This is a genomic window from Streptomyces sp. NPDC085900 (assembly GCF_044540925.1).
GTDB lineage: Bacteria > Actinomycetota > Actinomycetes > Streptomycetales > Streptomycetaceae > Streptomyces > Streptomyces gilvifuscus.
Genome location: NZ_JBITSP010000020.1, coordinates 67,089 through 91,969 on the forward strand (window position 1 = coordinate 67,089; position 24,881 = coordinate 91,969).

15 protein-coding genes, 1 tRNA gene and 1 riboswitch are annotated in these 24,881 nt (G+C 72.9%); of the genes, 9 read left to right on the plus strand and 7 right to left on the minus strand.

Annotation, left to right across the window (positions count from 1 at the left end):
• Positions 1 to 50 precede the first annotated feature (50 nt).
• The 4 genes from ACIGDI_RS41540 to ACIGDI_RS41555 all read left to right on the plus strand — a co-directional run bounded on the left by ACIGDI_RS41540 (position 51) and on the right by ACIGDI_RS41555 (position 3,816).
• Positions 51 to 124, plus strand: a tRNA-Met gene (locus tag ACIGDI_RS41540).
• Positions 125 to 325: 201 nt separating this feature from the next.
• Complete coding sequence (locus ACIGDI_RS41545; RefSeq protein ID WP_399907838.1) at positions 326 to 1,369, plus strand: PP2C family protein-serine/threonine phosphatase; 1,044 nt, start codon at positions 326 to 328, stop codon at positions 1,367 to 1,369.
• Positions 1,370 to 1,584: 215 nt separating this feature from the next.
• Positions 1,585 to 1,742, plus strand: a riboswitch (cyclic di-AMP (ydaO/yuaA leader).
• Positions 1,743 to 1,753: 11 nt separating this feature from the next.
• Positions 1,754 to 2,773 carry a M23 family metallopeptidase gene (locus tag ACIGDI_RS41550; protein WP_399907810.1) on the plus strand — a complete coding sequence of 340 codons (1,020 nt, stop codon included), beginning with the start codon at positions 1,754 to 1,756 and terminating at the stop codon, positions 2,771 to 2,773.
• A gap of 98 nt (positions 2,774 to 2,871) precedes the next feature.
• On the plus strand, positions 2,872 to 3,816 hold the full coding sequence (locus ACIGDI_RS41555; RefSeq protein ID WP_399907812.1) for an aldo/keto reductase: 945 nt from the start codon (positions 2,872 to 2,874) through the stop codon (positions 3,814 to 3,816).
• 51 nt (positions 3,817 to 3,867) lie between these two features.
• Here ACIGDI_RS41555 and ACIGDI_RS41560 read toward each other — a convergent pair whose 3' ends face one another.
• The 4 genes from ACIGDI_RS41560 to ACIGDI_RS41575 all read right to left on the minus strand — a co-directional run bounded on the left by ACIGDI_RS41560 (position 3,868) and on the right by ACIGDI_RS41575 (position 9,034).
• Positions 3,868 to 5,214 carry a PrsW family intramembrane metalloprotease gene (locus ACIGDI_RS41560; protein WP_399907814.1) on the minus strand — a complete coding sequence of 449 codons (1,347 nt, stop codon included), beginning with the start codon at positions 5,212 to 5,214 and terminating at the stop codon, positions 3,868 to 3,870.
• Positions 5,215 to 5,277: 63 nt separating this feature from the next.
• A complete protein-coding gene (gene trmB / locus ACIGDI_RS41565; protein ID WP_272179040.1) occupies positions 5,278 to 6,150 on the minus strand; it encodes a tRNA (guanosine(46)-N7)-methyltransferase TrmB in 873 nt (290 codons plus the stop codon).
• A 162-nt stretch (positions 6,151 to 6,312) separates the two neighbouring features.
• Complete coding sequence (lhgO, locus tag ACIGDI_RS41570) at positions 6,313 to 7,533, minus strand: L-2-hydroxyglutarate oxidase (protein ID WP_399907817.1); 1,221 nt, start codon at positions 7,531 to 7,533, stop codon at positions 6,313 to 6,315.
• Positions 7,534 to 7,609: 76 nt separating this feature from the next.
• Complete coding sequence (locus ACIGDI_RS41575) at positions 7,610 to 9,034, minus strand: MFS transporter (RefSeq protein WP_200704622.1); 1,425 nt, start codon at positions 9,032 to 9,034, stop codon at positions 7,610 to 7,612.
• Between the two features lie 695 nt (positions 9,035 to 9,729).
• Between ACIGDI_RS41575 and ACIGDI_RS41580 the strand changes: the two genes are divergently transcribed.
• Together ACIGDI_RS41580 and ACIGDI_RS41585 are read left to right on the plus strand one after the other, a co-directional pair.
• Entirely contained in the window at positions 9,730 to 11,829 is a 2,100-nt protein-coding gene (locus ACIGDI_RS41580; RefSeq protein ID WP_200704621.1) for an asparagine synthase-related protein, read from the plus strand.
• A 638-nt stretch (positions 11,830 to 12,467) separates the two neighbouring features.
• Complete coding sequence (locus ACIGDI_RS41585) at positions 12,468 to 15,758, plus strand: ATP-binding protein (protein WP_399907820.1); 3,291 nt, start codon at positions 12,468 to 12,470, stop codon at positions 15,756 to 15,758.
• Between the two features lie 30 nt (positions 15,759 to 15,788).
• On the opposite strand, the gene ACIGDI_RS41590 is transcribed toward ACIGDI_RS41585, so the two are convergent.
• Positions 15,789 to 17,708 (minus strand): sigma-70 family RNA polymerase sigma factor, encoded by a 1,920-nt coding sequence (locus tag ACIGDI_RS41590; RefSeq protein ID WP_399907821.1) that lies wholly within the window; start codon positions 17,706 to 17,708, stop codon positions 15,789 to 15,791.
• Positions 17,709 to 18,121: 413 nt separating this feature from the next.
• Positions 18,122 to 18,892: a TetR/AcrR family transcriptional regulator gene (locus ACIGDI_RS41595; protein WP_399907823.1), complete on the minus strand. Its 771-nt coding sequence runs from the start codon at positions 18,890 to 18,892 to the stop codon at positions 18,122 to 18,124.
• Between the two features lie 382 nt (positions 18,893 to 19,274).
• Between ACIGDI_RS41595 and ACIGDI_RS41600 the strand changes: the two genes are divergently transcribed.
• Positions 19,275 to 20,654, plus strand: coding sequence for an NAD(P)/FAD-dependent oxidoreductase (locus ACIGDI_RS41600; protein ID WP_399907825.1), 1,380 nt, complete (start codon positions 19,275 to 19,277; stop codon positions 20,652 to 20,654).
• 134 nt (positions 20,655 to 20,788) lie between these two features.
• The gene (locus tag ACIGDI_RS41605) at positions 20,789 to 22,441 is read left to right on the plus strand and encodes a SpoIIE family protein phosphatase (protein ID WP_399907827.1); all 1,653 of its coding nucleotides are present in this window, start codon (positions 20,789 to 20,791) and stop codon (positions 22,439 to 22,441) included.
• Positions 22,442 to 22,483: 42 nt separating this feature from the next.
• On the opposite strand, the gene ACIGDI_RS41610 is transcribed toward ACIGDI_RS41605, so the two are convergent.
• A complete protein-coding gene (locus ACIGDI_RS41610; protein ID WP_399907829.1) occupies positions 22,484 to 23,791 on the minus strand; it encodes an MFS transporter in 1,308 nt (435 codons plus the stop codon).
• 118 nt (positions 23,792 to 23,909) lie between these two features.
• On the opposite strand from ACIGDI_RS41610, the gene ACIGDI_RS41615 reads away from it, so the two are divergent.
• Positions 23,910 to 24,458: a MarR family winged helix-turn-helix transcriptional regulator gene (locus ACIGDI_RS41615; protein ID WP_399907831.1), complete on the plus strand. Its 549-nt coding sequence runs from the start codon at positions 23,910 to 23,912 to the stop codon at positions 24,456 to 24,458.
• Positions 24,459 to 24,881 lie beyond the last annotated feature (423 nt).

Below are 24,881 nucleotides of genomic sequence, written 5' to 3' on the forward strand. Positions count from 1 at the left end.
AACCCTGGTGCTGGGCGTCCCGCGGATGGCGTACACTGGAGTCACAACGACGCGGGGTGGAGCAGCTCGGTAGCTCGCTGGGCTCATAACCCAGAGGTCGCAGGTTCAAATCCTGTCCCCGCTACTGAAGGCCGAGGGCCGGAATCCGGAAACGGGTTCCGGCCCTCGGTGTTTCCTCCCCCGGGTGTCTCTCACCTGGGCGGGGCTCCCCCTGGGCGGTGCCTCCCCCCATCGGCCCTCACCGCTCGCCCGCCGTCCCCGCTCCGGCAACCCTTGAAGTGTGGAGCAGGAGGGGCCGATCTCGTACGCGCGCACCTTCGTCCGCATGCTCCCGGCACTGCTGCTCGTCGCCGGGGCGTTCTACGACTACTTCACCCCGGCCGAGTTCAGCGCGGCCCCCCTCTTCACCGCCGCGCCCCTGGTCGCCGCCCCGCTCTACTCCCGCCGGGGCACGATCCTCACCGGTGTCGCGTGCGTGCTGGTCGTCCTGCTGCTCCACAGCCGGCTCGGCATCCTGCTGCACATCGACGCGCTCACGGAGCTGGTGACGGTGGCGACCGTGGTCGCGCTGGCCGTGCTCATCAACGCTCTCGTGCGCCGCGGCGACGAACAGCTCGCCTCGCAGCGCGCGATCGCCGAGGCCGCCCAGCGTGCCGTACTGCCCGACCCGGCCGAACGGATCGGCACGTTCACCATCGCGGCACGCTACGAGGCGGCGCAGCGGGACGCGTCCATCGGCGGCGACCTGTACGCGGTGCAGGACAGCCCGTACGGCGTGCGGCTGGTGGTGGGCGACGTGCGCGGGAAGGGGATGGGCGCGGTGGCGGCCGTCGCCGTCGTGATCGGGGCGTTCCGGGAGGCCGCCGAGCAGGAGGCGACGCTGGAAGCGGTCGCCGGGCGGCTGGACCGGGCGCTGGCCCGCGAGGGCAGCCGGCGCGAGGGTCTCGACGCCTTCGAGGGCTTCACCACCGCCGTACTCGCCGAGCTTCCGCACGGCGACGGCGTCGTCAGGATCGTCAACCGCGGCCATCCGCCCCCGCTGCTGCTGTGCCCCGGCGGGACGGTGCGTCCGCTGCCCGCCCGCGAGCCCGCACTGCCGCTCGGCATGGGGGAGTTGGGCGCCTGGCCGGACCGGGCGGAGCAGACCCGCTTCCCGGGCGGGGCCACACTGCTGCTGTACACCGACGGGCTGTGCGAGGCGCGGGACCGGCACGGGGAGTTCTACGATCCCGCGGCGAGCCTTCAGGGCCGGGCCTTCCCCGATCCCGCCGGGCTGATCGCCACCCTCGCCCAGGAGGTGCACCGGCACACCGGGGACGGCACGACGGACGACATGGCGATGCTCGCCGTACGGCGTCACGCCAGGTGATCGGATGGCCGCCCTCCGCATAACAACTGACGAACCGTCAGTCGCTGTGAAGATCCCGAGAAGGGGTCAACTCGCCCGTTTTTCGCCGGTCATGGACCTGTACGTCCAGCCCGGAAACGTTAATGATCAAGCCGAACTGCTTGGAATCCACACCCCGGGTCTATTAACGTTCGATAACGCAGCGCGGTCGTCCCAGCCGTCACAAGAGGCGGCTCCGTGCGCACGCGCCGAATCCCGCAAGGGAACCGGGGAACCACCACCCTGGGGTGAATCGCGCGGATGCCACCGTGGACCCACGGCCGGTATACGCGCGTAGGAGACCTTCCTGCTCCGAACCCGTCAGCTAACCCGGTAGGCGAGAAGGAAGGAAAGGAGCACGCCCACGTGGCGTCCAACCCGCCTGCCCCGGCAGCACCGTTCGTGCCGAGCACCGAGCCCTTCGGCTTCGCCCCCCGCACCGACGAGGGCCAGTGGGAGGAGTGGAATCCCACCGCGGAGTCCATACGCCCGGTACGGGGCAAGCACCGCGTGGCCAAGCAGCGCGGCGGCGGGCTGGCCCGCAGCTCCACGGTTCTCGGCGTCGGTGTCATAGCCGCCGTCGGCGCGGGCGGCATGGCCAGCGCCAACACCGGCAAGCCCCCGGTCTCCATCTCGATGCCCGACCTGGCCTCCGTGAGCCATGTGTTCGGCGACGACGCGGCCCCCAAGGGCTCCGCCACGGCGCTCAGCAGCGTCGGCGTGACCACCGAGGACACCGCCGAGGGCGCCAAGGACGCGGGCGAGGCGCTGCGCGACCGCATCATGGCGCAGGCCGAGGCGCAGCAGGTCCAGGTCGACAGCAAGGCCCAGGCGGTCACCGAGGCGTCCTTCGCCAAGCAGGTCGACGCCGCTGCCACCAAGGCGGAGCAGGACGCCGCCGCCAAGGCCGCCGACGCCAAGCAGAAGGCGGAGGCCGAGGCCAAGAAGAAGGAAGAGCAGGCGCGGCTGGCCGAGCTGGCCAAGCAGTTCAAGCTGCCGGTCGTGTCGTACACGATCACCGGCACCTTCGGCCAGGCCGGTTCCATGTGGTCCTCCGGCTACCACACGGGTCTCGACTTCGCCGCCCCGACGGGCACGCTCATCAAGGCCATCCACAGCGGCACCATCACCGAGGCCGGCTGGGCCGGGTCGTACGGCTACCGCACGATCCTCACCCTCGACGACGGCACCGAGCTGTGGTTCTGCCACCAGTCGTCGATCAGCGTCAAGGTCGGCCAGAAGGTCGCCACCGGTGACGTCATCGGCCGCGTCGGCGCCACCGGCAACGTGACCGGCCCGCACCTGCACCTCGAGGTTCACCCGAACGGCCAGGCCACCGGGATCGACCCGATGACGTGGCTGCGCGGCAAGGGCCTGAACCCCTGACGATCCGCACGTCCCCGGAACGGCTGCCTCCGATTGTTTACGGGAAGTTTGCGGCCGTTCCGGAAGACCGCTCTCCGGGGTCTTCGTTGACGTAGGACATGACTTCTCTTCGCAAGCTCGGCAACTCCGACCTCGAGGTCTTCCCGCTCTCCCTCGGCGGCAACGTCTTCGGCTGGACGGCCGACGAGGCCACCTCCTTCGCCGTCCTGGACGCCTACACGGCGGCGGGCGGCAACTTCGTCGACACCGCCGACTCCTACTCCGCCTGGGTCGAGGGCAACAGCGGCGGCGAGTCCGAGACGATCATCGGCAGGTGGCTGGCGGCGCGCGGCAACCGCGACGACGTCGTGGTCGCCACGAAGGTCAGCCAGCACCCCGAGTTCCCGGGCCTGTCGGCCGCCAACATCAAGGCCGCAGCGGAGGCCTCGCTGCGCCGCCTCGGCACCGACCGCATCGATCTCTACTACACCCACTTCGACAAGCCGGAGACGCCCGTCGAGGAGATCATCGGCGCCCTGGACGAGCTGGTGCGGGAGGGCAAGGTGCGGGCGATCGCCGCGTCCAACATCTCCGCCGAGCGCCTCGCCGAGTCCCTGGAGTTCTCCGACCGCGAGGGCCTGGCCAAGTACGTCGCCCTCCAGCCGCACTACAACCTGGTCTCCCGCGACACCTACGAGGGCCCCCTGCGGGACCTCGCCTCCCGCCAGGGCCTGGCCGCTGTCCCTTACTACGCCCTGGCCTCCGGCTTCCTCACCGGCAAGTACCGGCCCGGTACGAAGGTCGAGGGCGCGCGGGCCGCGGGCGCCGGAAAGCACCTGCAGACCGAGCGCGGCCGGAAGGTCCTGGCGGCCCTCGACGAGGTCGCCGAGGCGCACGGAGCCCCGGTCGCCACGGTCGCCCTGGCCTGGCTCGCGGCCCAGCCGACGGTGGCCGCCCCGATCGCCTCGGCCCGCACCCCGGAACAGCTCCCGGCCCTGCTGGACGTGGCGAACCTGACCCTGACGGACGCGGAGATCACCCGTCTGACGGACGCCTCGGCCTGACCGAGCCGCCGCCGGCGCGTCGGGTCGGCGGTGCCGAGCTCTCGGCGAGTTCTACGACTGGTACGGGTTGTACGCGGGATACGACCCCGCCTGGTACCCGGGGTAGCCGTACGCGCCGTACGCGCCGGGCATCGGCCACGGCGGTGCCATCACCGGTACCGGCGGGGCCGTCGCCCGCGCCGCGTAACCCAGTGCCGGCCCCGCGATCTCCCGCCGGTTCCACAGCTCGGCCAGCAACTCCCGCTCCCGTACGGAGAAGTCGGCGCCGGCCCGCCCACGGCGCCCCCGGTGCCGCAGGAACGCCAGCGACGTCGCGTACGCCTCGTACTGCAGGACCGCCTGCGCGGCCGGCTTGCCGTAGTGGTGGGCGGCGTAGTCGCGGGCCAGCCGGCGCGCCCGCATCGAACCCAGCGCGAACGGCTCGGCCGGCGTCAGCCAGCCCGCGGCGGCGTAGGCGGGCAGCTCCTCGCGCACGGTGCGCAGCTCACGCTGGCGCGTCCAGATGACCAGCCAGGTCAGCAGCCCGAACGCGGGCACCATGAACACGGCGTACACGGCGAAGAACCCGAACTCGCCGAACGTGGACGAGCCGTTCCACATGGCGTGCATGCCCATCGCGAGCAGCAGGCCGCACAGCGGGATCAGGACGCGCCGGGCGTGCTGCCGGTCGGCCGCCGTCGCGGCGAGGCCGAAGCCGATGCCGCTCAGGACGGTGAAGAGGGGATGCGCGAACGGCGACATGATGACGCGCACGAAGAAGGTCGCCGCCGTCACCGAGGCGATGCCCCGGTCGCCGGTGAGCTGGTCGGTGCCGAAGGCGGTGCCCAGGTAGAGGATGTTCTCGGTGAACGCGAAGCCGGTCGCGGTGATGCCGGCTATCACCACCCCGTCGACGATGCCCGTGAAGTCCCGTCTGCGGAAGAGGAAGACGAGCAGGACGGCGGCGGCCTTGGCGGACTCCTCGACGACCGGCGCTATCACGGTCGCGCCGAGGGTGTCCGCGCTCGACGGGTCCGCGGTCGCCGTCGCTATCCATCTGGTCGCGAAACTGTTGGCGACGATCGCTATCAGCGCCGCCGCGCAGGCCCCCCAGGCGAAGGAGAACAGCAGGTTCCGCCAGGGGCCGGGGGCGACCCGGTCGAGCCATCGGAAGGCGGCTATGAGCAGCGGTACGGGCAGGACGGCGAGGCCGAGCCCGACCAGGAACCCCTCGGTGCCGGTCTGTTGGCGCACCAGGGCGAGGATGACCAGCCCGGAGAGTGCGAGCAGCGTGCTGAGCGCCCCGTAGCGCACCCCCCTGCGCTGCCACCAGTGCGCGTGCCCGAGCGCCCTGCCCGCCGGAGCACCGGGGTGCGGTGGCTGCGGCGGGTAGGTCGGGTACGGGGGAAAGGTGGCCACGGCATTGACCCTAACGAGCGAAGGCGCCGCCCGCGATGGCGTATCGCGTTGACCGCGGGAGCCTCAGGCGCCTGTGGGGGGCTGGTTGTGGTGCTGTACGCGACGGAAGAGCAGGTCGTTCACGACATGTCCCTTGTCCAGTCCCTGGCCCTCGAAACGGGTCAGCGGCCGGAAGTCCGGACGGGGCGAGAAACCGCCGTCGGACCGCGTGTTCTCGAATTCCGGATGCGCGGTGAGGACTTCGAGCATCTGTTCGGCGTACGGCTCCCAGTCGGTCGCGCAGTGCACGATCCCGCCCGGTCTGATCCGGGTGGCGACGAGGTCGAGGAACTCCGGCTGGATCAGCCGCCGCTTGTGGTGGCGCTTCTTCGGCCAGGGGTCGGGGAAGTACACGCGCAGCCCGTCCAGAGCGTCGGGCGTGAGCATCTCGCGCAGCAGGATGATGGCGTCGCCGTTGCCGACCCGGACGTTGGACAGTCCGTTCTGGTCGGCGAGGTTGAGCAGGTTGCCCTGGCCGGGGGTGTGCACGTCGACGGCGAGGATGTTGGTGCCGGGGTCGGCGGAGGCCATCTGCGCGGTGGCCTCGCCCATCCCGAAGCCGATCTCCAGGACGACGGGGTTGTCGTTGCCGAAGAGCTCCGCGAGGTCGATGACGCGCTGTCCGTCGATGTCCAGCCCCCACTTGGGCCACAGCCGCTGCAGCGCGTCCGCCTGCCCCGCGGTCACCCGGCTGCGCCGCGGCTGGAAGCTCCGGATCCGCCGCTCGAAGTGCGAGCCGGCGGGGTCGGCCCTGGGCCCGTCCGGGAAGCGGGGCTCCCCCTTGGCCCTGGTGTGCCGGACGGAGACACCGGGGACGTGCGCGGGCTGCCCGGCGGGCTCCGCGGAGGCGGGAGCGGCGGGCCGGGTGGCTTCGGGGGCATTGTGGGAGTCAGACACAGTGGGGTCGATTTTACGGGGACGGCCGCCCGCCCGGACCGCCCGGCACCCTGGGCCTCACGCCGGCCCCGACCCCGGCGTCCTCACAGATGCGGCCGCATACCGGCGTCTCCACCGTCTCGACACCTGCGTCCTCACGCCTGCGGCCTCACCCTTGCGGCCTCACACCGATCCCAGCATCGTCAGCGCCCTCCTGGCCACCTCCCGGCCGATCGGCAGCGAGGCGGTGGCCGCCGGTGAGGGCGCGTTCAGCACGTGCACCGCCCGCGGCCCCTCCTTGATCATGAAGTCGTCCACCAGTGCCCCGTCCCGCAGCACCGCCTGCGCCCGCACACCGGCGGCCGTCGGCACCAGGTCGTCCGGCGTCACCGCGGGCAGCAGCCTGCGCACCGCCGTCGTGAAGGCCGCCTTGGACACCGACCGGCGCAGCTCTCCGGCCCCGTACCGCCAGTGCCGCCGGGCCAGCTGCCAGGACCCGGGCCACGCGAGCGTGCCCGCGAGCTCCCGCGGCCGTACGACGCCCCAGCCGTACCCCTCTCGGGCCAGCGCCGGCACCGCGTTCGGCCCGATGTGCACGCCCCCGTCGATCCCGCGTGTGAGATGCACTCCGAGGAACGGGAACGCCGGGTCCGGCACCGGGTAGACCAGTCCCCGCACCAGCTCGGGCCGCGCCAGCTCGTAGTACTCGCCCCGGAACGGCACGATCCGCATCTCCGGGTCGTCCCCGGTCATCCGGGCCACCTCGTCGCAGTACAGCCCGGCGCAGTTCACCAGCACCCGCGCGCGGACGACGTCGCCGGTCCGGGTGCGCACGGCGACCCCCAGCCCGGCCCGCCGGTCGATCCGCTCGACCCGGGCGCCGTACCGGATCTCCGCTCCCGAGCCGTGCGCCAGCTGGCGGGCCACGCCGACGAAGTCGCACACGCCGGTCGTCCCGACGTGTATGGCCGCGAGCCCCCGCACCTCCGGCTCGTACTCGGCGATCTGCGGGGCGCCCAGCTCCCGTACCGGAATCCCGTTCTCCCGGCCGCGCTGCACCAGCGCGTGCAGGCGCGGCAGCTCGGCCTTGTCGGTGGCGACGATCAGCTTTCCGGTGACGGCGTGCGCGATGCCGTACTCCGCGCAGAACTTCACCATCTCCGCGGCGCCCCGCACCGCGTACCGCGCCTTCAGCGACCCGGGCCGGTAGTAGATCCCGCTGTGGATGACCCCGCTGTTGCGCCCCGTCTGATGCCGGGCCGGGCCGCCCTCCTTCTCCAGCACGGTCACCCGGGTGCCCGGCGCGGCCCGCGTGATCGCATACGCGGTGGACAGCCCGACGATCCCCCCACCGATCACGAGCACGTCACAGTCGTACGCGACCTCGGCACGCACCTGCACCACCTCCCGCTACAGATAGTGCACTGCGCCACTGACAGTCACTTCAAACGCGCGGAACCGCAATGCCGGAGTGGGCTCCTCACGCCGGTGCCATCAGCAGGGGCCGGGCCCGCTCCCGAAGCTCCACCACCCGCGGCTCGTCCCCGTACGGCTCCAGCCGGTGCAGCAGATCCTTCACGTACTCCGTGGTGCGCGCCGACGAGATGCGCCCGGCGACCTCCACCGCCCGTACGCCCTGCTCACACGCCGCGTCGAGGTTGCCCGACTCCAGCTCGGCGACCGCCGAGACGACGAGTCGCAGCCCGTGCGAGCGCACGAACTCCTCCGTCGGCTTCGACAGCGCCTGCTCGGTGAAGCGCCGTACCTGACGTGGCGCCTTCAGGTCGCGGTAGCACTCGGCGGCGTCCGCGGCGAACCGGTCGTAGGAGTAGAAGCCGAGCCAGGACGGGTCGTTGTCGCCCTCCCGGGACCGCTCCAGCCAGCCCTCCGCCGCCTTCAGGGCCGCGCCCGCCGCCTGCGCGTCTCCCGCACGCGCGTGTGCCCGCGCCTCGACGAGCCGGAAGAAGCTCATGGTGCGGGCGGTGGCCAGTCCGCGGTTGCGCTCCAGCGCGGCCTGCGCGAGATCGACGCCCTCGTCGCCGAAGCCGCGATAGGTCGCCTGGAGCGACATCGATGCCAGCACATAGCCCCCGAGGGGCACGTCGGCGGCGGCCCGGGCGAGCCGCAGCGCCTGGATGTAGTACCGCTGCGCGGCCTCCTGCTGCCCGGTGTCGAACGCCATCCACCCGGCGAGCCGCGTGAGCTCCGCCGAGGCGCCGAACAGCGCTCTGCCCACCTCGTCCGAGTACGAGCCGAGCAGCAGCGGTGCCGCCTCCACCCGTAAACACTCGGGCACCATGGACGAACGCCAGTCGCCGCCTCCGTACTTGGAGTCCCAGCGCCTGGCGTCCTCGGCGGCCTCCCGCAGCTTCTGCACGTCGCTGTGGCCGACTTTGAGCGGTGCGCCCGAGCCCTCCGCGGAGTTCGCCTCGCGCGCCACCGAACTGTCGGCCGGGGTTATCAGCCACCGTGAGGCGGGCGTTGCGTACGCGCTTACTGCGAACGATCCGGCCAGCGACTGCCAGATGCCGCCGGAGCCGGCCCGGCGCCCGGCGAGGTCGAGGCGGTACAGCTCGGTCGCCGACCGCACCGCCTGTCCTACGTCCCTGGGGAAGGCGAGGCCCACTTCGGGTGCGGGATCCGCGTCCGCCAGACCGATCTCGTGGAGCGGCACCGGGCGGCCGAGCTTCTGGCCGATCGCGGCCGCGATGAGGTGGGGCGCGGCACCCTGCGGCACCATGCCCTTCGACACCCAGCGCGCCACCGACGTCTTGTCGTAGCGAAGTGTCAGACCACGCTGTGCGCCAAGGTCGTTGACGCGACGTGCGAGGCCTGCGTTGCTGATTCCCGCGAGGGCGAGAACGGCGCCGAGTTTTTCGTTCGGCCCGCGTTGCTCCCTGGACATGCGCCACCCCTCGACACAGACGGCTGCCGCGCTGGCATAACCACGCGGCATTCGTAAACCCAGCGTAGTTCGCCGCATCCCAAGCGTTAAGGGGCATTGTTCCGGATGGCGGGATTGTGGTCCGTACTGAAGTACGGGTCCGATACGCGCAGTTGCGCCGTGCTCCGGCTGTGTGGCCGTGCGCCCGCCCGTGCGCTCTACTCCGGCCATCGGGGGAGCGGTTCCATGGGTCGTGCGTGGGTCGGCCCGCTGTACTGGATCCAGTGGGCTGGGGGACACCGCCACCTCCATCCCCGCGGGTGGCGGACCGGTCCGGGAGGCGAACTCCGTCTCCCGGGCTGCGCGCAGGAGTTGACGGTGTGCAAAGCATGTACAGAGCGTGTCCACACCTGTCCCCGCGTCGCCAATTTGGCTGAAAATCGACCCCGCATTCAGACGGCGATTACGGCTCCCACCACGGTACTTGAGGGCGCGAACGGCGTTTTCGGGGCGCACAGCGGGGGCGCATTCACGTCGCAGTCCCCCTGGTCGGCGGGGGTGTCCGGGCCGCCCGATCGCCCCCGTGCGGGGGAGCGCCCCGGCGCGTTCCGGGGATCACAAGCCGCTCCACGGCCCTTCCACCGCGCCTTCTTCATGGCAGCATGGTGAACCGGTTCGTACGGTGCACTGGTTGTCCACAGTCCGTGGAGGCGTCGATGCGGTGGTTGGTGGGATGGAGCAGCACCGCCCCGGCGACAGCCGGCATCGGTACCGCGGGGGCCACGGGAGGCGACGGCGAGACCGTGCACCCGGTCGGCTCCCAACTTCTTTGGGGCGACCCCGATCCGCTGTGGGCGGTCGGCGACTGGCGACCCGACGAGGTGCGGGTGGTCCGGGCCGACCCGCAGACCCGGATCGCGGTCCTGGGCACCTGCGGCGCCTCCGACGAAGAGCTGCGCGTCGCGCTGTTCGCCGCGCGCGGGGGCGCACTGCGTCATCTCACGGCCTGGCCGGGCAGCTACACGGCCATCGTGCAGGTGGGCCGCCGCATCACCGTCTGCGGCGATCTGGCAGGTGCCCGCCCGGTCTTCTACACCCCGTGGGCGGGCGGCACGGCCTACGCGACCGCCGCGCTCCCCCTCGCCGACCTCATCGAGGCCAACCTCGACTTCGGCCATCTGGCGGCCCTCCTCGCCGCCCCGGACGTCCCGGCCGCGCTGCACGACTCCACCCCTTACGACGGCGTACGGCGCATTCCGCCGGGACACGCGCTGATCCTGCGTACCGGCGCGCGCGAGATCGCCGGCTACGAGCCGGTCGCCTCCCTCGCCGTGGCGGCGCCCTCGGCCGACCCCGACAGCGCGGTGGACGCCGTACGCGACGCGCTGGTGGAGGCGGTACGCGCGCGTCTGTCGGCGCCGCGGCACGTCCCGGGCGCCGACATAGACCCCGGCCCGGTCCCCGGCATGGGTCCCGCCGAACGCCGCGCCGCGCGCGGGATGCCGGTCGCCGGGATCGGCGCGGACCTCTCCGGCGGCCCGGCGTCGGGGACGCTCGCCCTGCTCGCCGCGGGCCTGCCGGGCATGCCGGGCACCGTCCTCGGGCACGGCACGGGCGCCGGGGAACGCCTCCTGGCGGTCACCTTCAACGACCTGGCCGTCGGCGGCCGCGAGGCGGAACTGGAACGCGCGGGCACCCTCGCGGCCAACCCCCGTCTGCACCACGTGGTCGTGACCGGCGGCGAGGAGACCCTGCCCTACGCCGACCTGGACGGCCCCCTGACCGACGAGCCGGGCCAGTCCCTGGTGACGGCCGCGAGGCACCGGGCCCGCCTGGCCTCCGGCAGCGCCGACCACCTCACCGGCTACGGAGCCCGCCAGGTCCTGGACGCCCACCCGGCCCGCCTGGCCGACCTCCTGATGGACCGCAAGCGCCGGCACCTCGTGCGCCCCGTCGCCGCGCTCGCCAAGGCGGACGGCTCGGTGTTCGTCCCCGCGCGCGTGTACGGCGCGGCCCGCCGGCTGGCCCGCACCCCGTACGGGGCGGGCCTGGAACTGCTCGCCGAACGCCTCCTGCAGCGCCGCTTCGACGAGCCCGGCGGGGCCGTCGGGGCGTCCCTGGCCGCCCTCGCCTGGGCCAGGCCGGGCCCTGCCGCACGCTGGCTGACCGGCGAGGCCCTGGCTGAAGTATCGGTTCGCCTGCAGGCGTCGACGAGTCGCTCGGGCATCGGTCCCGGCCAGCGCCCCGGCGACCATCGCGCGCGTGCCGCGCTGGCCCGCCAGGCCGCCGACATCCGCGTCCTGGAGCAGGCGGCCGAGATCCGCTCCCAACGCCTGCACGCCCCTTTCCTCGACAACCAGGTCGTCCGCGCCTGCCGCGCCCTGCCCGAGGCGCTGCGCGTCCAGCCGGGCGCCCGCGCGGCCATCCTCCGCACGGTCCTGGAGGGCGCCGGTGTACGCGACCTCCCGCCCGGCTGGGGCGCCCCCTCCCACGCCCCGGCGGCGGTCGCGGCCCGCACCGGCCTGCGGGTCTCCACGGACTCCCTGATGGCCCTGTTCGGCACGCCCCTCCTCGCGGAGGCCGGCCTGGTCGAGGCCCGCGTCGTCCGCAAGGCCCTGCGCGCCGCGGCAGAGGGCGAGCCGCTGCCCCTCGACGGCCTGGCCGACCTGGTCTCCCTCGAACTGTGGCTGCGCCGCCTCCTGTCCCGCCGAGGCACCTGCTGGACAGGCACCCCGGCCCGCCAACGCGCGGTACCCGCAGGCATCCACCCGAAGAGGGGCGCGCTGGCATCGGGGGGCGGGGCGGGGGTCGCGTGAGGGGGTGACCCGGAGGAGCGCGGCCTGTGTTCGCGGGGGGCGAGGGGCTTTCGGTTCCCGTTCGGGGCGGGGCGCTTCCGCCCCCGTTCCGGGTGAGGCGGGTTCTCTGCCGGTCTCGGCGGGCGCGTCCTGTGCACGACTGACCCGGCGGCGCGGGCGGGTGCCCCTCTCGGCAGGGCGTGTTCTGGCAGGCCCGACCCGGCGGCGCGCGTGTCGTGCCCGCCCTGCGTGGGGAGTGGTCTGTGCCCATCTCGGCGGGGCGGTCCTGTCCCGTCTCTGCGGGGCGTGTTCTGTGCCCGCCCGGGGCGTGGGGCTTTCGGTTCCGTTCCGGGTGGGGCGGGTTCTGTGCGGGTGTCGGCGGGGCGGGCCCTGTGCTGGACCGACCCGGCGGCGCGGGTGCCGTGCCCACCCCGCGTGAGGCGTGTTCCGTGCTCGTTCGGGGGCGAGGCGCTTACCCTTCCCGCCCCGCCGAGGCGCGTCCCGTGCCCGCCCCGGCCGACCCGCCTTCCCTGCCCGCCCCATGTGCGGCCTCTTCCAGGCCCCCCCCGGGCGACGCGCGGTCGTTCGCCGGCGGTGCCTGACACCCCCGGCCCGGCAAACGCCGTGCCCCTCCCGTGCCTCCCGGCCACAATGATCCGGTGCGGTACAAGATTCTGGGCGTCACCCAGGCCGAGGACGAGCGCGGCGTCGTCGTGCCCGTTCCCGGTCCCCGTCTGCGCGCCCTGCTGACCGCGCTGGCCCTGCGCCCCGGCCGGGTCGCCACCCCCGACACCCTGATCGCCGAGGTGTGGACGGACGCCGCGCCGCACGACGCCCCGGCCGCCCTCCAGGCCCTGGTCGGCCGCCTGCGCCGCGCCCTCGGCAAGGACGCCGTGACCTCCGCCCCCGGCGGCTACCGGCTCACGGCCACCGAGCAGGACGTCGACCTGTACGTCTTCGAGGACCTCGTCCACCAGGGCACCGCGGCCCTGGCCCGGGACGACGCCGGCACCGCGGCCGACGTCCTCGACGAGGCCCTCGCCCTGTGGCGCGGCCCCGCCCTCGCCGACCTCCCCGACCGCACCGCCGCCGCCCGTCCCGACGCCCTCCACCTGGAGGCGACCCGTGCCCGCGTCGACGTGGACCTGCGGCTGGGCCGCGCCCACACCGCCGTACCGCGGCTGAGGGAACTCACCACCGCGCACCCGTACGACGAACCGCTGCACGCCCTCCTCATCCGCGCCCTGCGCGACACGGGTCGCACGGCGGACGCCCTCGCCGCGTACGAGTCCACCCGCCGGGCCCTGGCCGAAGAACTCGGCACCGACCCGGGCCCGGGACTCCGGGCGCTGCACGCCGAACTCCTCGCGTCACCGCAGGTCCAGTCCCGTCCTGAGCCACCGGTGCCGCCCGGCCGCCCACAACCCCCCACCCGCACCGGCAACCTGCGTCCGCGGCTTACCTCTTTCGTGGGCCGGGAACCGGAGATCGACGCCATCCGTTCCGAATTGCACAGGGCACGGCTGGTCACCCTCACGGGACCGGGCGGCTCGGGAAAGACCCGCCTCGCCGAGGAGGCCGCCGCCGGGCTTCCGCAGGCGTGGCTGGTCGAACTGGCGCCGCTCGACCGCCCCGAGGCGGTGCCGGGAGCGGTGGTCAGCGCGCTCGGCCTGCGCGAGACCGTGCTGCTGACCACCGAGCTGACGGCCCCGCAGGACGACCCGCTCGCCCTGCTCGTCGAGTACTGCGCCCCGCGCAGCGAACTGTTGATCCTTGACAACTGCGAACATGTCATCGAAGCAGCGGCCGCCCTCGCCGAGACGCTGCTCACCCACTGCCCGGGGCTCACGATCCTCGCCACCAGCCGCGAACCCCTGGGCGTCCCCGGCGAGTCGGTGCGCCCGGTCGAGCCCCTCGTCCCCGACCAGGCGCGGCGCCTCTTCGAGGAGCGCGCGTCCGCCGTCCACCCCGACGCGGACACCGCGCTCCGCGACCGGGCGGCCGTCGAGGAGATCTGCCGCCGCCTGGACGGCCTGCCGCTCGCCATCGAACTGGCCGCGGCCCGGCTGAGGCTGCTCACCCCGAGGCAGATCGCCGACCGCCTCGACGACCGCTTCCGCCTCCTCACCTCCGGAAGCCGCACGGTCCTGCCCCGCCAGCAGACCCTGCGCGCGGTCGTCGACTGGTCCTGGGACCTGCTCGACGAGCGCGAGCGGACGGTCCTGCGCGAGGTCTCCGTGTTCGCCGGCGGCTGGGACCTGGAGGCGGCGGAGGCCGTGTGCACCGGCCCCGCGGCCGACCTGGTCGGCGCGCTCGTCGACAAGTCCCTGATCGTGGCCGCCCCGTACGCGAACCCGTACGACGACAGCGGCTCCGGCACCATGCGCTACCGCATGCTGGAGACCATCCACGAGTACGCCGCGGAGCGCGCCGCCGAGGTCCCCGAACTGCGCGCCGAGGCCGAGCGCCGGCACCGCGCGTGGGTGCGCGCGCTCGTCACGGAGGCCGAGCCGCGCCTGCGCTCGGCCGGCCAGCTCCCGTGGATATCCCGCCTGGAGACCGAGCTGGACAACATCCGCGCCGCCCTCGACCGCGCCCTGGCCTCCGGCGCCGAGGAGGAGGCCGGCGCCCTCACGCTGGCCATGGGCTGGTTCTGGTGGCTGCGCAACTACCGCCACGAGGCGACGAGCTGGGTCGACCGGGCCGTGCGCCTGGGCGCGGGCGTGGACCCGTACGACACCTCGGTCGACCCCGTGGACGCCTGCCTGGCCGCCCCGGACGGCGAGGAGCCCGGCCCCCTGCACACCCTCCGGATGAACCTCCGGATGCTCCACCTCTTCCTCAAGTCGGACGCCGAGCCGATGGACGCCAACCCGGACGAGGGACTGCGCGCGTACGCCACCCGGGTGCGGGCGTTCTTCGAGCCGGGCGGCCCGGAGTCGGCCCGCTTCCCCGGGCTCGTCTGGCCGGTGACCGCCTTCGTCCTGAGCAGCTGGGAGGAGGTGCGTGCCGCCATGAACGTCACCGTGGCCAACTGCCGTGCCCACGGCGACGACTGGGCGGTCGGCGTCGCCCTGATGTTCCGCACCCACATGGCGGTGGACTCGCCGGGCGGCATGAAGGGCGTCGACGAGGACCTCGCCGAGCTGCGGACGATCAGCCGGCGCGTCGGCGACCGGTGGATGAGGGCCCAGGTGTGCAGCGCGGCCGGCGAGGCGGCCATGGCGCGGGCCCGGTACGAGGAGGCCAAGGGCGAGTACGAGGAGGCGCTGCGCCTGGCCTACGAGGTGGGCGCGTACGCCGAGACGCCGTTCCTGATCGCCCGGCTCGCGGAGTTCGCCTACCGCGCGGGCGACCGGCCGGGTGCGGTGCGGGCGCTGGACGAGGCCTCGGATGCCGCCGACCGCTACGGCGTGGCCGACTCCCGGGCGTTCGTCCTGCTCATGCGGGCCCATCTCGCCCTGGACGACAAGGACACGGTCCGGGCGCGCGAACTGTGCGAGGCGGCCCGGGCGGAGACCCAACGGGGATCACCGCCCCCGCAGTTCATGGTGATGCTGGACGCGGTCGACGCGATGGTGACGGTCGTCGAGTCGGGTCCGCGGCTGGGACTGGCGAAACTGGTCGACACCGTCCGGGAGTCGGTGGAGCGGCGCTGCGCCGACGCGGTCACGGCGACGCTTCTGGACGGCACGGCGGTCGTGCTGTCCGACCTCGGCGACCACGCGCGCGTGGCCCGCTTGCTGGCGGCCGCCGACCGGCTGCGGGACGGTCATCCACGCCTGGCTCCGGAGGGCGCCGAGGCCGAGCGCGCGGAGACGGCCACCCGCGCCGCGCTGGGCGACCGGCGGTGGGAGACGGAGTACGCGGCGGGCGCCGCCCTGGGTTCCGGAGAACTGTTCGCCGACCTCGACGAGGCCCTGCGCGGCAATTCGGCCGACCCGGCCTAGGAGCAGGTGAACCCCGACTCGGGACCGTGCCTAGGAGCAGGTGAACCTCGACTCGGCCCAGTCCGCGAGCGTGAGCGCGTCGAAGCCGTTGCGCGGTTCGACGACCAGCCGCACGGTCCGGTGCCCGGCGAGGTTCACATGGACCGGGACCGCCGGTTCACCGGCCTCCACCAGGCCCGACTGCCACAGCCGGGTGCCGTCGGCGTAGACGGAGAAGTAGACCTTGCCGAGCCCCAGGGTCACGTCGTCGATGCCGACCAGGGCGTCGTAGGCGGTGCAGTCTCGGTTCAGGCCGATCGTGACGGAGGAGCGGCCGTGCACGCTCACCCCGTGGGCGTACCGCTTGTCGTCGACGGACAGGCCGTAGCGCTGCCACACCCAGCTGCTCTGGCCGATCCGCATCTCGGGCTCGGTGCCGTCGCCGCTGACGTCGTAGGCGAGCTCGCTCCACTCGTAGACGGCCGGGGTGGGCGGCGCAGGCGGAGTCGGTACGGGGGTGGGCGGGCGCGTGGGCTTCGGCCCGGACGTCGGCGTCGGCTTGGGCTTCGGCGCCGGTGGCGGAGTGGGCTTCGGCGTCGGCTTGGCCGTCGGCCGGGGTGTCGGGGTCGGCGCGGGGGTGGGGGCGTTCGCGGGCACGATCGCCGGGGGCTCCGGCTCGGGCCGCTTCGTCGAGGGCTTCGGCGACTGCGGCCGCACGACCGGCGAGGAGACGGGCGGCTTGGCGTCGGGCTTTCTGGCGGGGCTGTCGTTGCCGACGAGGGCGAGGGCCACCGCGGCGGCGGCCATGGCGACGACGCCGGCCGCGATGCCGGCCTTCACCGGCGCGCCCAGCCCCTCCGAGGCCGCCGCACCGCCGCCCGCGCCCGCTCCGCCGGACGAGCCGCCACCGGCCGCCGCGGCCGCACCCGCGCCCGCCGCACCGGCTCCGGCGGCCGAACCGGCGACGAGGCCCAGCGCCTTGGCGTACCCGGCCGCGCCGAACCAGCCGATGACCGCGACCGGTACGACCGCCGGGATGCCGCCGGCGACCTCCTTGATCTGACCGGCGGCCAGCCGGCACTTGGCGCACTCCTCCAGGTGCTTGCGCAGCCCGCGCTCCGCACGGGTGCGCAGGCCGCCACGCGCGTAGGCGCCGAGCCGGTCGGCGTAGCGGGCGCACTCCTCGTCGGCCACGAGGGTGGCGCTGACGTGTGCCTGCAGATAGGCCTGTTTGAGGCCCTCGCGGGCGCGGGAGGCGAGCACGCGCGTGCCGTTGGCGTCCAGCCCGAAGAGCGTGGCGACCTCGCTGGGCGACTCGTCCTCGACCTCGGTGTGCCACAGCACGGCCTGCCAGCGCTCGGGCAGCGACCGGAAGGCCTGCATCGCCATGGACTGCTCGGCCTCGTGCAGGGCGCGCACGTCGGCGCCGAGATCCAGGGTGTCGTGGTCGGCGACCTCGGACGAACGCGCGGCCTGCGCGGCGAACACCGCGAAGTCGTCGACGAGTTGCTCACGCCTGGCGGATTTGGTCCAGTCGGCGGCCACGCGCCGGACGGAGGTGAGCAGGTACGCGCGTACGGCGTGCTCGGGGCCGTGCCCCCTGCGCACCGCCTGCAGCATGCGGGCGAAGACCTCGGCGGTCAGGTCGTCGGCGGTGTGGCCGTCGCGGCAGCAGGTGCGGGCGTAGCGGCGCACGGCGTCGGCATGACGCCGGTACAGCGCCTCGTACGCGCTGTCGTCGCCCGAGCGCATCCGCTCGATCAGATCGGCGTCGGAGGGGGGCAGGTCCCTCGGCGGCGGCAGGACGCCGCTGTCCTCCCGCCGGTCGCGCTGGGCCGGGACGCTGCCCTCGACGGGTTCCCCGGCCTGGGCCGGAATGGAGGGGCGTCCCCCCTGAAGCGGCACCTGTGGCGTGGCGCCGTCGTCCGCGTCACCGTCGCCGAGTGACTCGTCCCGCCCGTCAACGCTCATCGCGGAAAGCCCCCGCCGCCTGCCCTACCGGTCCCGAACACCGGGTCAGAGTGCCATATTGGCTTTTGTTCAGGACCCCTGCCGGGTGGTCCTTCCACTCGTCCGTGGGGACTTGCCGCGTACCAGTACTAGCTTTCACCTGTTCGGGGAAGCCTCAATTGATCTCCGCGGGACGGCAGTTGGTCAGGATGCCCCATTGGTCGGGTACGTCCCGTGCAGAGTGTCGGCGCACGCAGGAGGCGCGGGCCGCAGGGCACCCACGCCTCGGAGTCACCTTTTCGAGTGAGTCGACCGTGCCGGTGGATTGACCCGCCTCCCGCGCCGACCGCCCGACGCACCACCGGCTGCCGACGGATGGCGCGGGTGGGAACCCGACCCGGCCGGCAGCCGGGCGGCTCGCCCACCCGCGACCGTCACACCGGCCGGGACCGCAGCCCCTCCAGCAGGATGTCCAGCAGCCGCGCGGACGCCGCGGCCTGTTGCGCCGCATCCGGCAACGAGGGCGCGGCGGTGGCGATCACCAGCAGCACGTCGGACACCGACACGTCGGCCCGCAGCTCACCCGCGGCCCGGGCCCGCTCCACCAGCTGCCCCACGACCTCGAGCAGCGCCGAGGCGCCCGCGTCGTCGTCCGCGACCCTCCCCGAGGAACCGCTCTCGGGAACCAGCCGCAGCTCACCGGCGCCCGGCTGGGTCCGCTGCTGCGGCACCCGCGCCTCGTCGAACACGGTCCGGCCGTCGCGCTCTTCGGCGACGCCGACCCGCAGCACATGGGGCGGCAGCAACCGTCCGGCACCCGAGGCCACGGACGTCCGCAGGAAGCGCGACAGCGCCGACCACGGCTCGTCCTCCTGCCCGAGCGCCGCCCGGGCCTGGTCCGTCAGCCGGGAGGTCTCCTCCTCGGCTATCCGGCGCACCAGGACGTCCTTGCTCGGGAACCGCCGGTACACGGTCCCCACACCCACCCGCGCGCGCCGCGCCACGTCCTCCATCGGCGCGCCGTATCCCAGCTCGCCGAAGACCTCGCGCGCCGCACGCAGCACGTGCTCCAGATTGCGCTGTGCGTCCACGCGCAGCGGCGTCGTACGCGACTGGTCCCCGCGTCCGTTGCCCGCCGCCGCGCTCATCATGCCGCCGGCCGCGAGTGCGGACGCGGACGACCAATGAGAGTCCTGAACATGCATAAGCGTTCCCCCGGTAATGACGTCTCCCCCCGGAGACTCTCCCCGCCACTGAAAGCCGGAGCGTGCGAAGGAGCAGGAACGTCGGCCCGCCCGTCGCGGACTTCCGATCCGATGAAGCGCATCCCCCTACACCCCGTCGACACACGAACATAGTTGAGAGGGGGTCAATTCAGAAGGGGCAGGTTCCGCACGGAGCGCCCCCCGATCGGAGCACGAGTCGTATACGTCCCGATTGCGCCCCTCCGGTCCTCCCGGCGCACACCCGCTGACCTGCGCTGCTTCCGGGCACTCGGGCAATTCGGCCAACTCCGGAGATCCCCGGCCCGCGGTCACACAAATTGTCGAGCCTGTGGACAAACTCAAGAGCTGGGTGCGTCATGGGATGGTGAAGGAACGTGCGCGCATTCTCGTTGTCGGCGGTGGCTACGTCGGGATGTACACGGCCCTGCGTCTGCAGCGGAGACTGAAACGGGAACTCGCGCGGGGCGAGGCCGAGATCACGGTCGTCACTCCCGACCCGTATATGACCTATCAGCCGTTCCTTCCCGAGGCGGCCGCCGGCGCCATCTCCCCGCGGCACGTCGTCGTCCCGCTGCGTCGCGTCCTGGACCATTGCCACGTCGTCGTCGGCGAGGTCCGCTCCATCGACCACAACAAACGCACGGCCACCCTCACCACCCTGGCCACCGAGGAGGAGGGCACGGGCGCCGAGCAGCTGTCGTACGACGAACTCGTCCTCGCGCCCGGCTCGATCTCCCGCACGCTGCCCATCCCCGGCCTCGCCGAGCACGCCGTCGGTTTCAAGTCGGTCGAGGAGGCCATCGGCCTGCGCAACCACGTCATCGAGCAGATGGACATCGCCTCCTCCACCCGCGACCCCGCCATCCGCGACGCGGCCCTCACCTTCGTCTTCGTCGGCGGCGGCTTCGCCGGCGTCGAGGCCCTCGCCGAGCTGGAGGACATGGCCCGCTACACCACGCGCTACTACCACAACGTCCAGGCCGAGGACATGAAGTGGATCCTCGTCGAGGCCTCGGACCGCATCCTGCCCGAGGTCGGCGAGGAGATGGGCCGCTACACGGTCACCGAGCTGCGCCGCCGCAACATCGACGTACGGCTGAACACACGCCTGGAGTCCTGCGTCGACCGCATCGCCGTACTCAGCGACGGAGCCCGCTTCCCGACCCGCACGATCGTCTGGACGGCCGGCGTCAGACCCAGCCCGCTGCTCGCGGCCACCGACCTCCCGCTCACCGCGCGAGGACGGCTGAAATGCACCCCCCAGCTGACGATCGACGGCGCCACGCACGCGTGGGCGGCCGGCGACGCGGCGGCCGTCCCCGACGTCACGGCCGGGGAACCCGGCAGGGAGACCGCCCCCAACGCCCAGCACGCCGTCCGCCAGGCCAGGGTCCTCGGCGACAACATCGCGCACGCGTTGCGCGGCGAGGAGCTGGAGACGTACGCGCACCAGTACGCCGGCTCGGTGGCCTCACTCGGTCTGCACAAGGGCGTGGCACACGTCTACGGGCGCAAGCTGAAGGGCTACCCTGCCTGGTTCATGCACCGCGTCTACCACCTCAGCAGGGTCCCCACCTTCAACCGCAAGGCCCGTGTCCTCGCGGAATGGACCCTCTCGGGCCTCTTCAAACGGGAGATCGTCTCGCTCGGTTCGCTCGAACATCCCCGAGCGGAGTTCGAACTCGCGGCCGGTGGAAAGCCTCCTATCGATCCGGCGGACGACCCGAAGGGGTCGTCCTGACCGGACCCAGGAACTCCACGGACCGGGTGGGCGTCTGACGGATGTCGCCCCGGTAGGCCACACTGCCAGACTGATCCCCGCCCCAGGGCGAGCGTCCGCTCACCCTTCGAACCCAAGAGGCTCGGCAAGGATTCGTGAACTTCACGCGCTGGAGCGCCCGGCTCCCCGGAACGCAGCGCCGCGCGGCAGCGCGGATCGACCACACGGTCGCCCCGGACCGCCCGGCCGACGGCGCGGGCTCCGTCCCCTCGGCCCGCGCCGAACAACTCACCCAAGAGGCCGCTTACCTGCCCGCCGTGGACGAACTCCCCGTCCGCGACGTCCTCGACCGCGTCCCCGCCCTGGTCGCCCTGGTGCACGGACACGACCACCGGGTCGCGTACATCAACGACGCCTACGTGACCGCCTTCGGCCTGCGCCCCCTCGGCCAGCCCACCCGCGAGTCGCTCCCCGAACTCGCCGAACTGGGCCTGCTCCCGCTCCTCGACCAGGTGCTGCGCAGCGGCAAGCCCCGCACCCTCAAGTCCCGCAAGGCCCCCGACGGCCGCTCCTACACGTTCACCTGCACCCCGGTCACGGAAGCCGACCACGCGGGCGTGCTCGTCTTCGCCACCGACGTCACCGACCACGCCGAGGCCGCCGAACGCCTCCGCGCCAGCGAACGCCGCCAGCGCGAGACCGCGGTCACCCTCCAGCGCTCCCTCCTGCCCCAGGAGCTCGAACAGCCCGACGACCTGCGCATCGCCGCCACCTACCACCCGGGCGGCACGGAGGCAGCGGTCGGCGGCGACTGGTACGACGTCATCACCCTCGGCGGCGGCCGCACGGCCCTGGTCATCGGCGACGTCATGGGCCGGGGCGTCCGCGCGGCCGCCGTCATGGGCCAACTCCGTACGGCGGTCCGCGCCTACGCCCGCCTGGACCTGCCCCCGCACGAGGTGCTGCAACTCCTCGACGGCCTCGCCGCGGAGATCGACGCCAACCAGATCGCCACCTGCGTCTACGCCATCCACGACCCGAACGAGGGCCGGCTGGTGTACGCCTCCGCCGGCCACCTCCCCATCCTGGTCCGCGACGAGACCGGCGCCGTCCAGCGCGCCGACGAGCCGACCGGCCCGCCCCTCGGCACGGGCGGCTGGATGCACGCCTCCGGCTCCGTCCCGCTCGGCCCCGGCTCCACGGCCGTGCTCTACACGGACGGCCTGGTGGAGCGCCGCGACGCCGACCTCGACGAGGGCATCGAGGCCCTGGAAGCCGCCCTGTCCGGTGCCACTGGCACCCCTCAGGTGGTCTGCGACCGCCTGGTCCGCTCGGCCGGGGTCACCGCCGACCACGACGACGACGTGGCTGTCCTGGTCCTCCAGCACCCCGCCCGCACCGGCCCCGACAGCGAGCTCTTCCGCAACGCCGCCCTGGAACTCCTCGGCGGCGTCGAAGCGGCCCCGCGCGCGCGTGCCTTCGCCTCCGGCGTCCTGACCAGCTGGCGCTTCCCCACCGACCTGCACGACCTCGGCGTCCTCGCGGCGAGCGAGCTGGTCGCCAACTCCCTGCAGCACGGCACCCCGCCCATGCGCCTGCGACTGCGCCGCACGGACCGCCGCCTGATCATCGAGGTCACGGACGGCGACGACCACCTGCCGCGCCGCCGCCGCGCCGAGGCCGGCGACGAGTCGGGCCGGGGCATCGCGATCGTCGCGACGATCGCCTCGAACTGGGGCTCGCGCCGGACACCGGGCGGCGGCAAGGCCGTATGGTGCGAATTCGTCCTGCCGAAGGGCGCGCCCTGACGGCCGCCCGGCGCCGGTGACCGCCCGAGGGCGGCCGCCGGCTCAGGCCTCCGCGGCCACGGCCCCCGTGGACGTCCCGCCCCGGGCGACCACCCGGCTCCGGCTCCGCGCGAGCCACGGCTGGTCCTGTACGGCGGTCAGCCGCCGCCCGAGCCGCAGCGCGAGGACGGTGATGCCCAGCGAGAACAGCAGGAACGTCACGACGTACGGCGCGTGCAGCGAGGCCCCCATCGGTCCGCCCACCGCCGGACCCACGGCCAGCGCGAGCTGCTTCACCAGGGCGAAGGCCGAGTTGTACTGCCCCGCCATCCCCGTCGGCGCCAGATCGGCGACCAGCGGAGCGACCGTCGGCGACAACATCGCCTCCCCGAGCCCGAACAGGGCGTACGTCGACACGAAGGCGGCCGTGGCCATCTCCCGGCTGCCGTGCCCGAGCCCGGCGTACCCGGCCACGACCCACGCCACGGCCCAGATCAGCCCGACGGCCGCGATCACCCGGGACCGACGCCGGCGCTCGACGAACTTCAGCACGGCGAACTGGGCGACGACGATCATCAGGGTGTTGGCGGCCAGCGCGGTCCCGAGCGCGGACGTGGAGATCCCGGCCGCCTCGACGCCGTACGCGCTCAGCCCCGACTCGAACTGGCCGTAGCAGGCGAAGAACAGCACGAAGCCCAGCACGGACAGCTGCACCATGGCCCGGTTGCCGAGCAGCTGCTTCCAGCTGCCCCGGTCCGCAGAGGCGGGCGCGTCCTCGATGCGCGGCGAGCGCGGCATCCGCACCGTCGCCATCACCCCCACCAGCGACAGGAACATCGCCGCCTCGATGGAGAACAGCAGGGTGAAGGAGTCGACGCGCGTAGCGTCCACAAGATGACCGCCGATGAGCCCACCGACGCCGAGCCCGAGGTTCTGCAGGAAGAACTGCGTGGCGAAGGCGCGCGAGCGGGTGTCGGCGGTGGAGCAGTCCACGATCATCGTCGCCAGCGCCGGCTGCATCACGGCCTGCCCGGCCCCGAGCGCGGCGGCCGTGAGGAGCACGGCGGTCGAGTTGCCCGCCAGCCCCAGGCCGAGCGCACCCAGAGCGGCGGTGACCAGGGCGGCGATCAGGACCGGAAGCGGACCGCGCCGGACGATGGCCCGCCCGGCGAACGGCAGCACGATCAACGCGGCCACGGCGAACACGGCGAGGACCAGCCCCGCCGTCATGGCACCGAGCCCCCGCACCTGCGCCACATAGACGTACAGGTAGGGGACGGTGAAGCCGAGCCCGAACGCGCTGAGTGCGTTGCCCACGTGGATCCGGCGCATCGCTGCGCCCATCGCCCTGGTCACGTTCACCTCTCTCATCTGATGGAAGCCCCGCTCCGAAGAGCTTAGGAGTGAAGACTTCAAAGCTAAAGTTCGAAACTAAAGAGTACATAGTGAAGGACTTAGAGGCAAAGGAGGGGCGTGGGATACTGCGCACATGGCCGAGCCCCCCGGCGCCACGGAGCCGACACTCGAAGAGCAGATCGCCGCGTACCAGCGAGAGTTCCGGGACCTCGACCCCCAGGTCGAGAAGATCGTCTCGGCGCTGTCCCGGCTGAACCGGCGTATGAACGTCGCCTACGGCCGGCAGACCGCCGCCCTCGGCATCAGCAACGCCGAGTGGGAGGTCCTCAAGGCCCTCGTCCTCTCCGGCGCCCCCTATCGCATGGGCCCGAGCGAACTCGCCAAGCGCCTCGGCCTGACGCCGGCCGCGATGACCCACCGGATCGACCGCATGGTGACCGAAGGACTGGTGACCCGGGAACGGGACGAGTCCAACCGGGTCCGCGTCATCGTCGAGCTCACGGGGGAGGGCCGCGAGAAGTGGCTGGAGGCGATGCGCCTCGCGACGGTCTTCGAGGGGGACCTCCTCCAGGACCTCTCGGCCGAGGAGCGCACGGCCCTGGGCGAGGTCCTCACCCGCCTGCTCCGTAGGGTGGAACACGCCCAGCCGGACGCGAGCGGACGCCTCACCGACCTGGACTAAAAGATCTTGACAGCGGGTGCTTGACAGGCTCCCCCGGGATCCGTAAAGTTCTTCGGGTTGCCGCGGGGCCGTAACGGTTCTTCGGCAGCGCCTCCGCCGCAGCAGCGGCAACCCAAACCATCAGCACGATCTCCCAACCGGGTTGATTTCGGCGTGCCCGAATTCAATTCGATTTGGATCTCAGCGGCCCGATTGGGAATCGCCGAGAGGATCCGCTAAGGTTTGAGACGTCGGAACGGCCCAACAGCCGGGAAGACAACCCCCTCTGACTGGGAATCAGACGCCGAAAGGATCTGATAGAGTCGGAAACGCAAGACCGAAGGGAAGCGCCCGGAGGAAAGCCCGAGAGGGTGAGTACAAAGGAAGCGACCGTTCCTTGAGAACTCAACAGCGTGCCAAAAGTCAACGCCAGATATGTTGATA

What these genes read in the sequence shown, in the direction of transcription:
- ACIGDI_RS41545 (WP_399907838.1), top strand. Translation starts at nt 326, where the DNA reads ATGCTCCCGGCACTGCTGCTCGTCGCCGGGGCGTTCTACGACTACTTC.
- ACIGDI_RS41555 (WP_399907812.1), top strand. Translation starts at nt 2,872, where the DNA reads ATGACTTCTCTTCGCAAGCTCGGCAACTCCGACCTCGAGGTCTTCCCG.
- ACIGDI_RS41590 (WP_399907821.1), bottom strand. Translation starts at nt 17,708, where the DNA reads ATGAGCGTTGACGGGCGGGACGAGTCACTCGGCGACGGTGACGCGGAC.
- ACIGDI_RS41600 (WP_399907825.1), top strand. Translation starts at nt 19,275, where the DNA reads ATGGTGAAGGAACGTGCGCGCATTCTCGTTGTCGGCGGTGGCTACGTC.
- ACIGDI_RS41615 (WP_399907831.1), top strand. Translation starts at nt 23,910, where the DNA reads ATGGCCGAGCCCCCCGGCGCCACGGAGCCGACACTCGAAGAGCAGATC.
- ACIGDI_RS41610 (WP_399907829.1), bottom strand. Translation starts at nt 23,791, where the DNA reads ATGAGAGAGGTGAACGTGACCAGGGCGATGGGCGCAGCGATGCGCCGG.
- ACIGDI_RS41595 (WP_399907823.1), bottom strand. Translation starts at nt 18,892, where the DNA reads ATGCATGTTCAGGACTCTCATTGGTCGTCCGCGTCCGCACTCGCGGCC.
- ACIGDI_RS41580 (WP_200704621.1), top strand. Translation starts at nt 9,730, where the DNA reads ATGCGGTGGTTGGTGGGATGGAGCAGCACCGCCCCGGCGACAGCCGGC.
- ACIGDI_RS41575 (WP_200704622.1), bottom strand. Translation starts at nt 9,034, where the DNA reads ATGTCCAGGGAGCAACGCGGGCCGAACGAAAAACTCGGCGCCGTTCTC.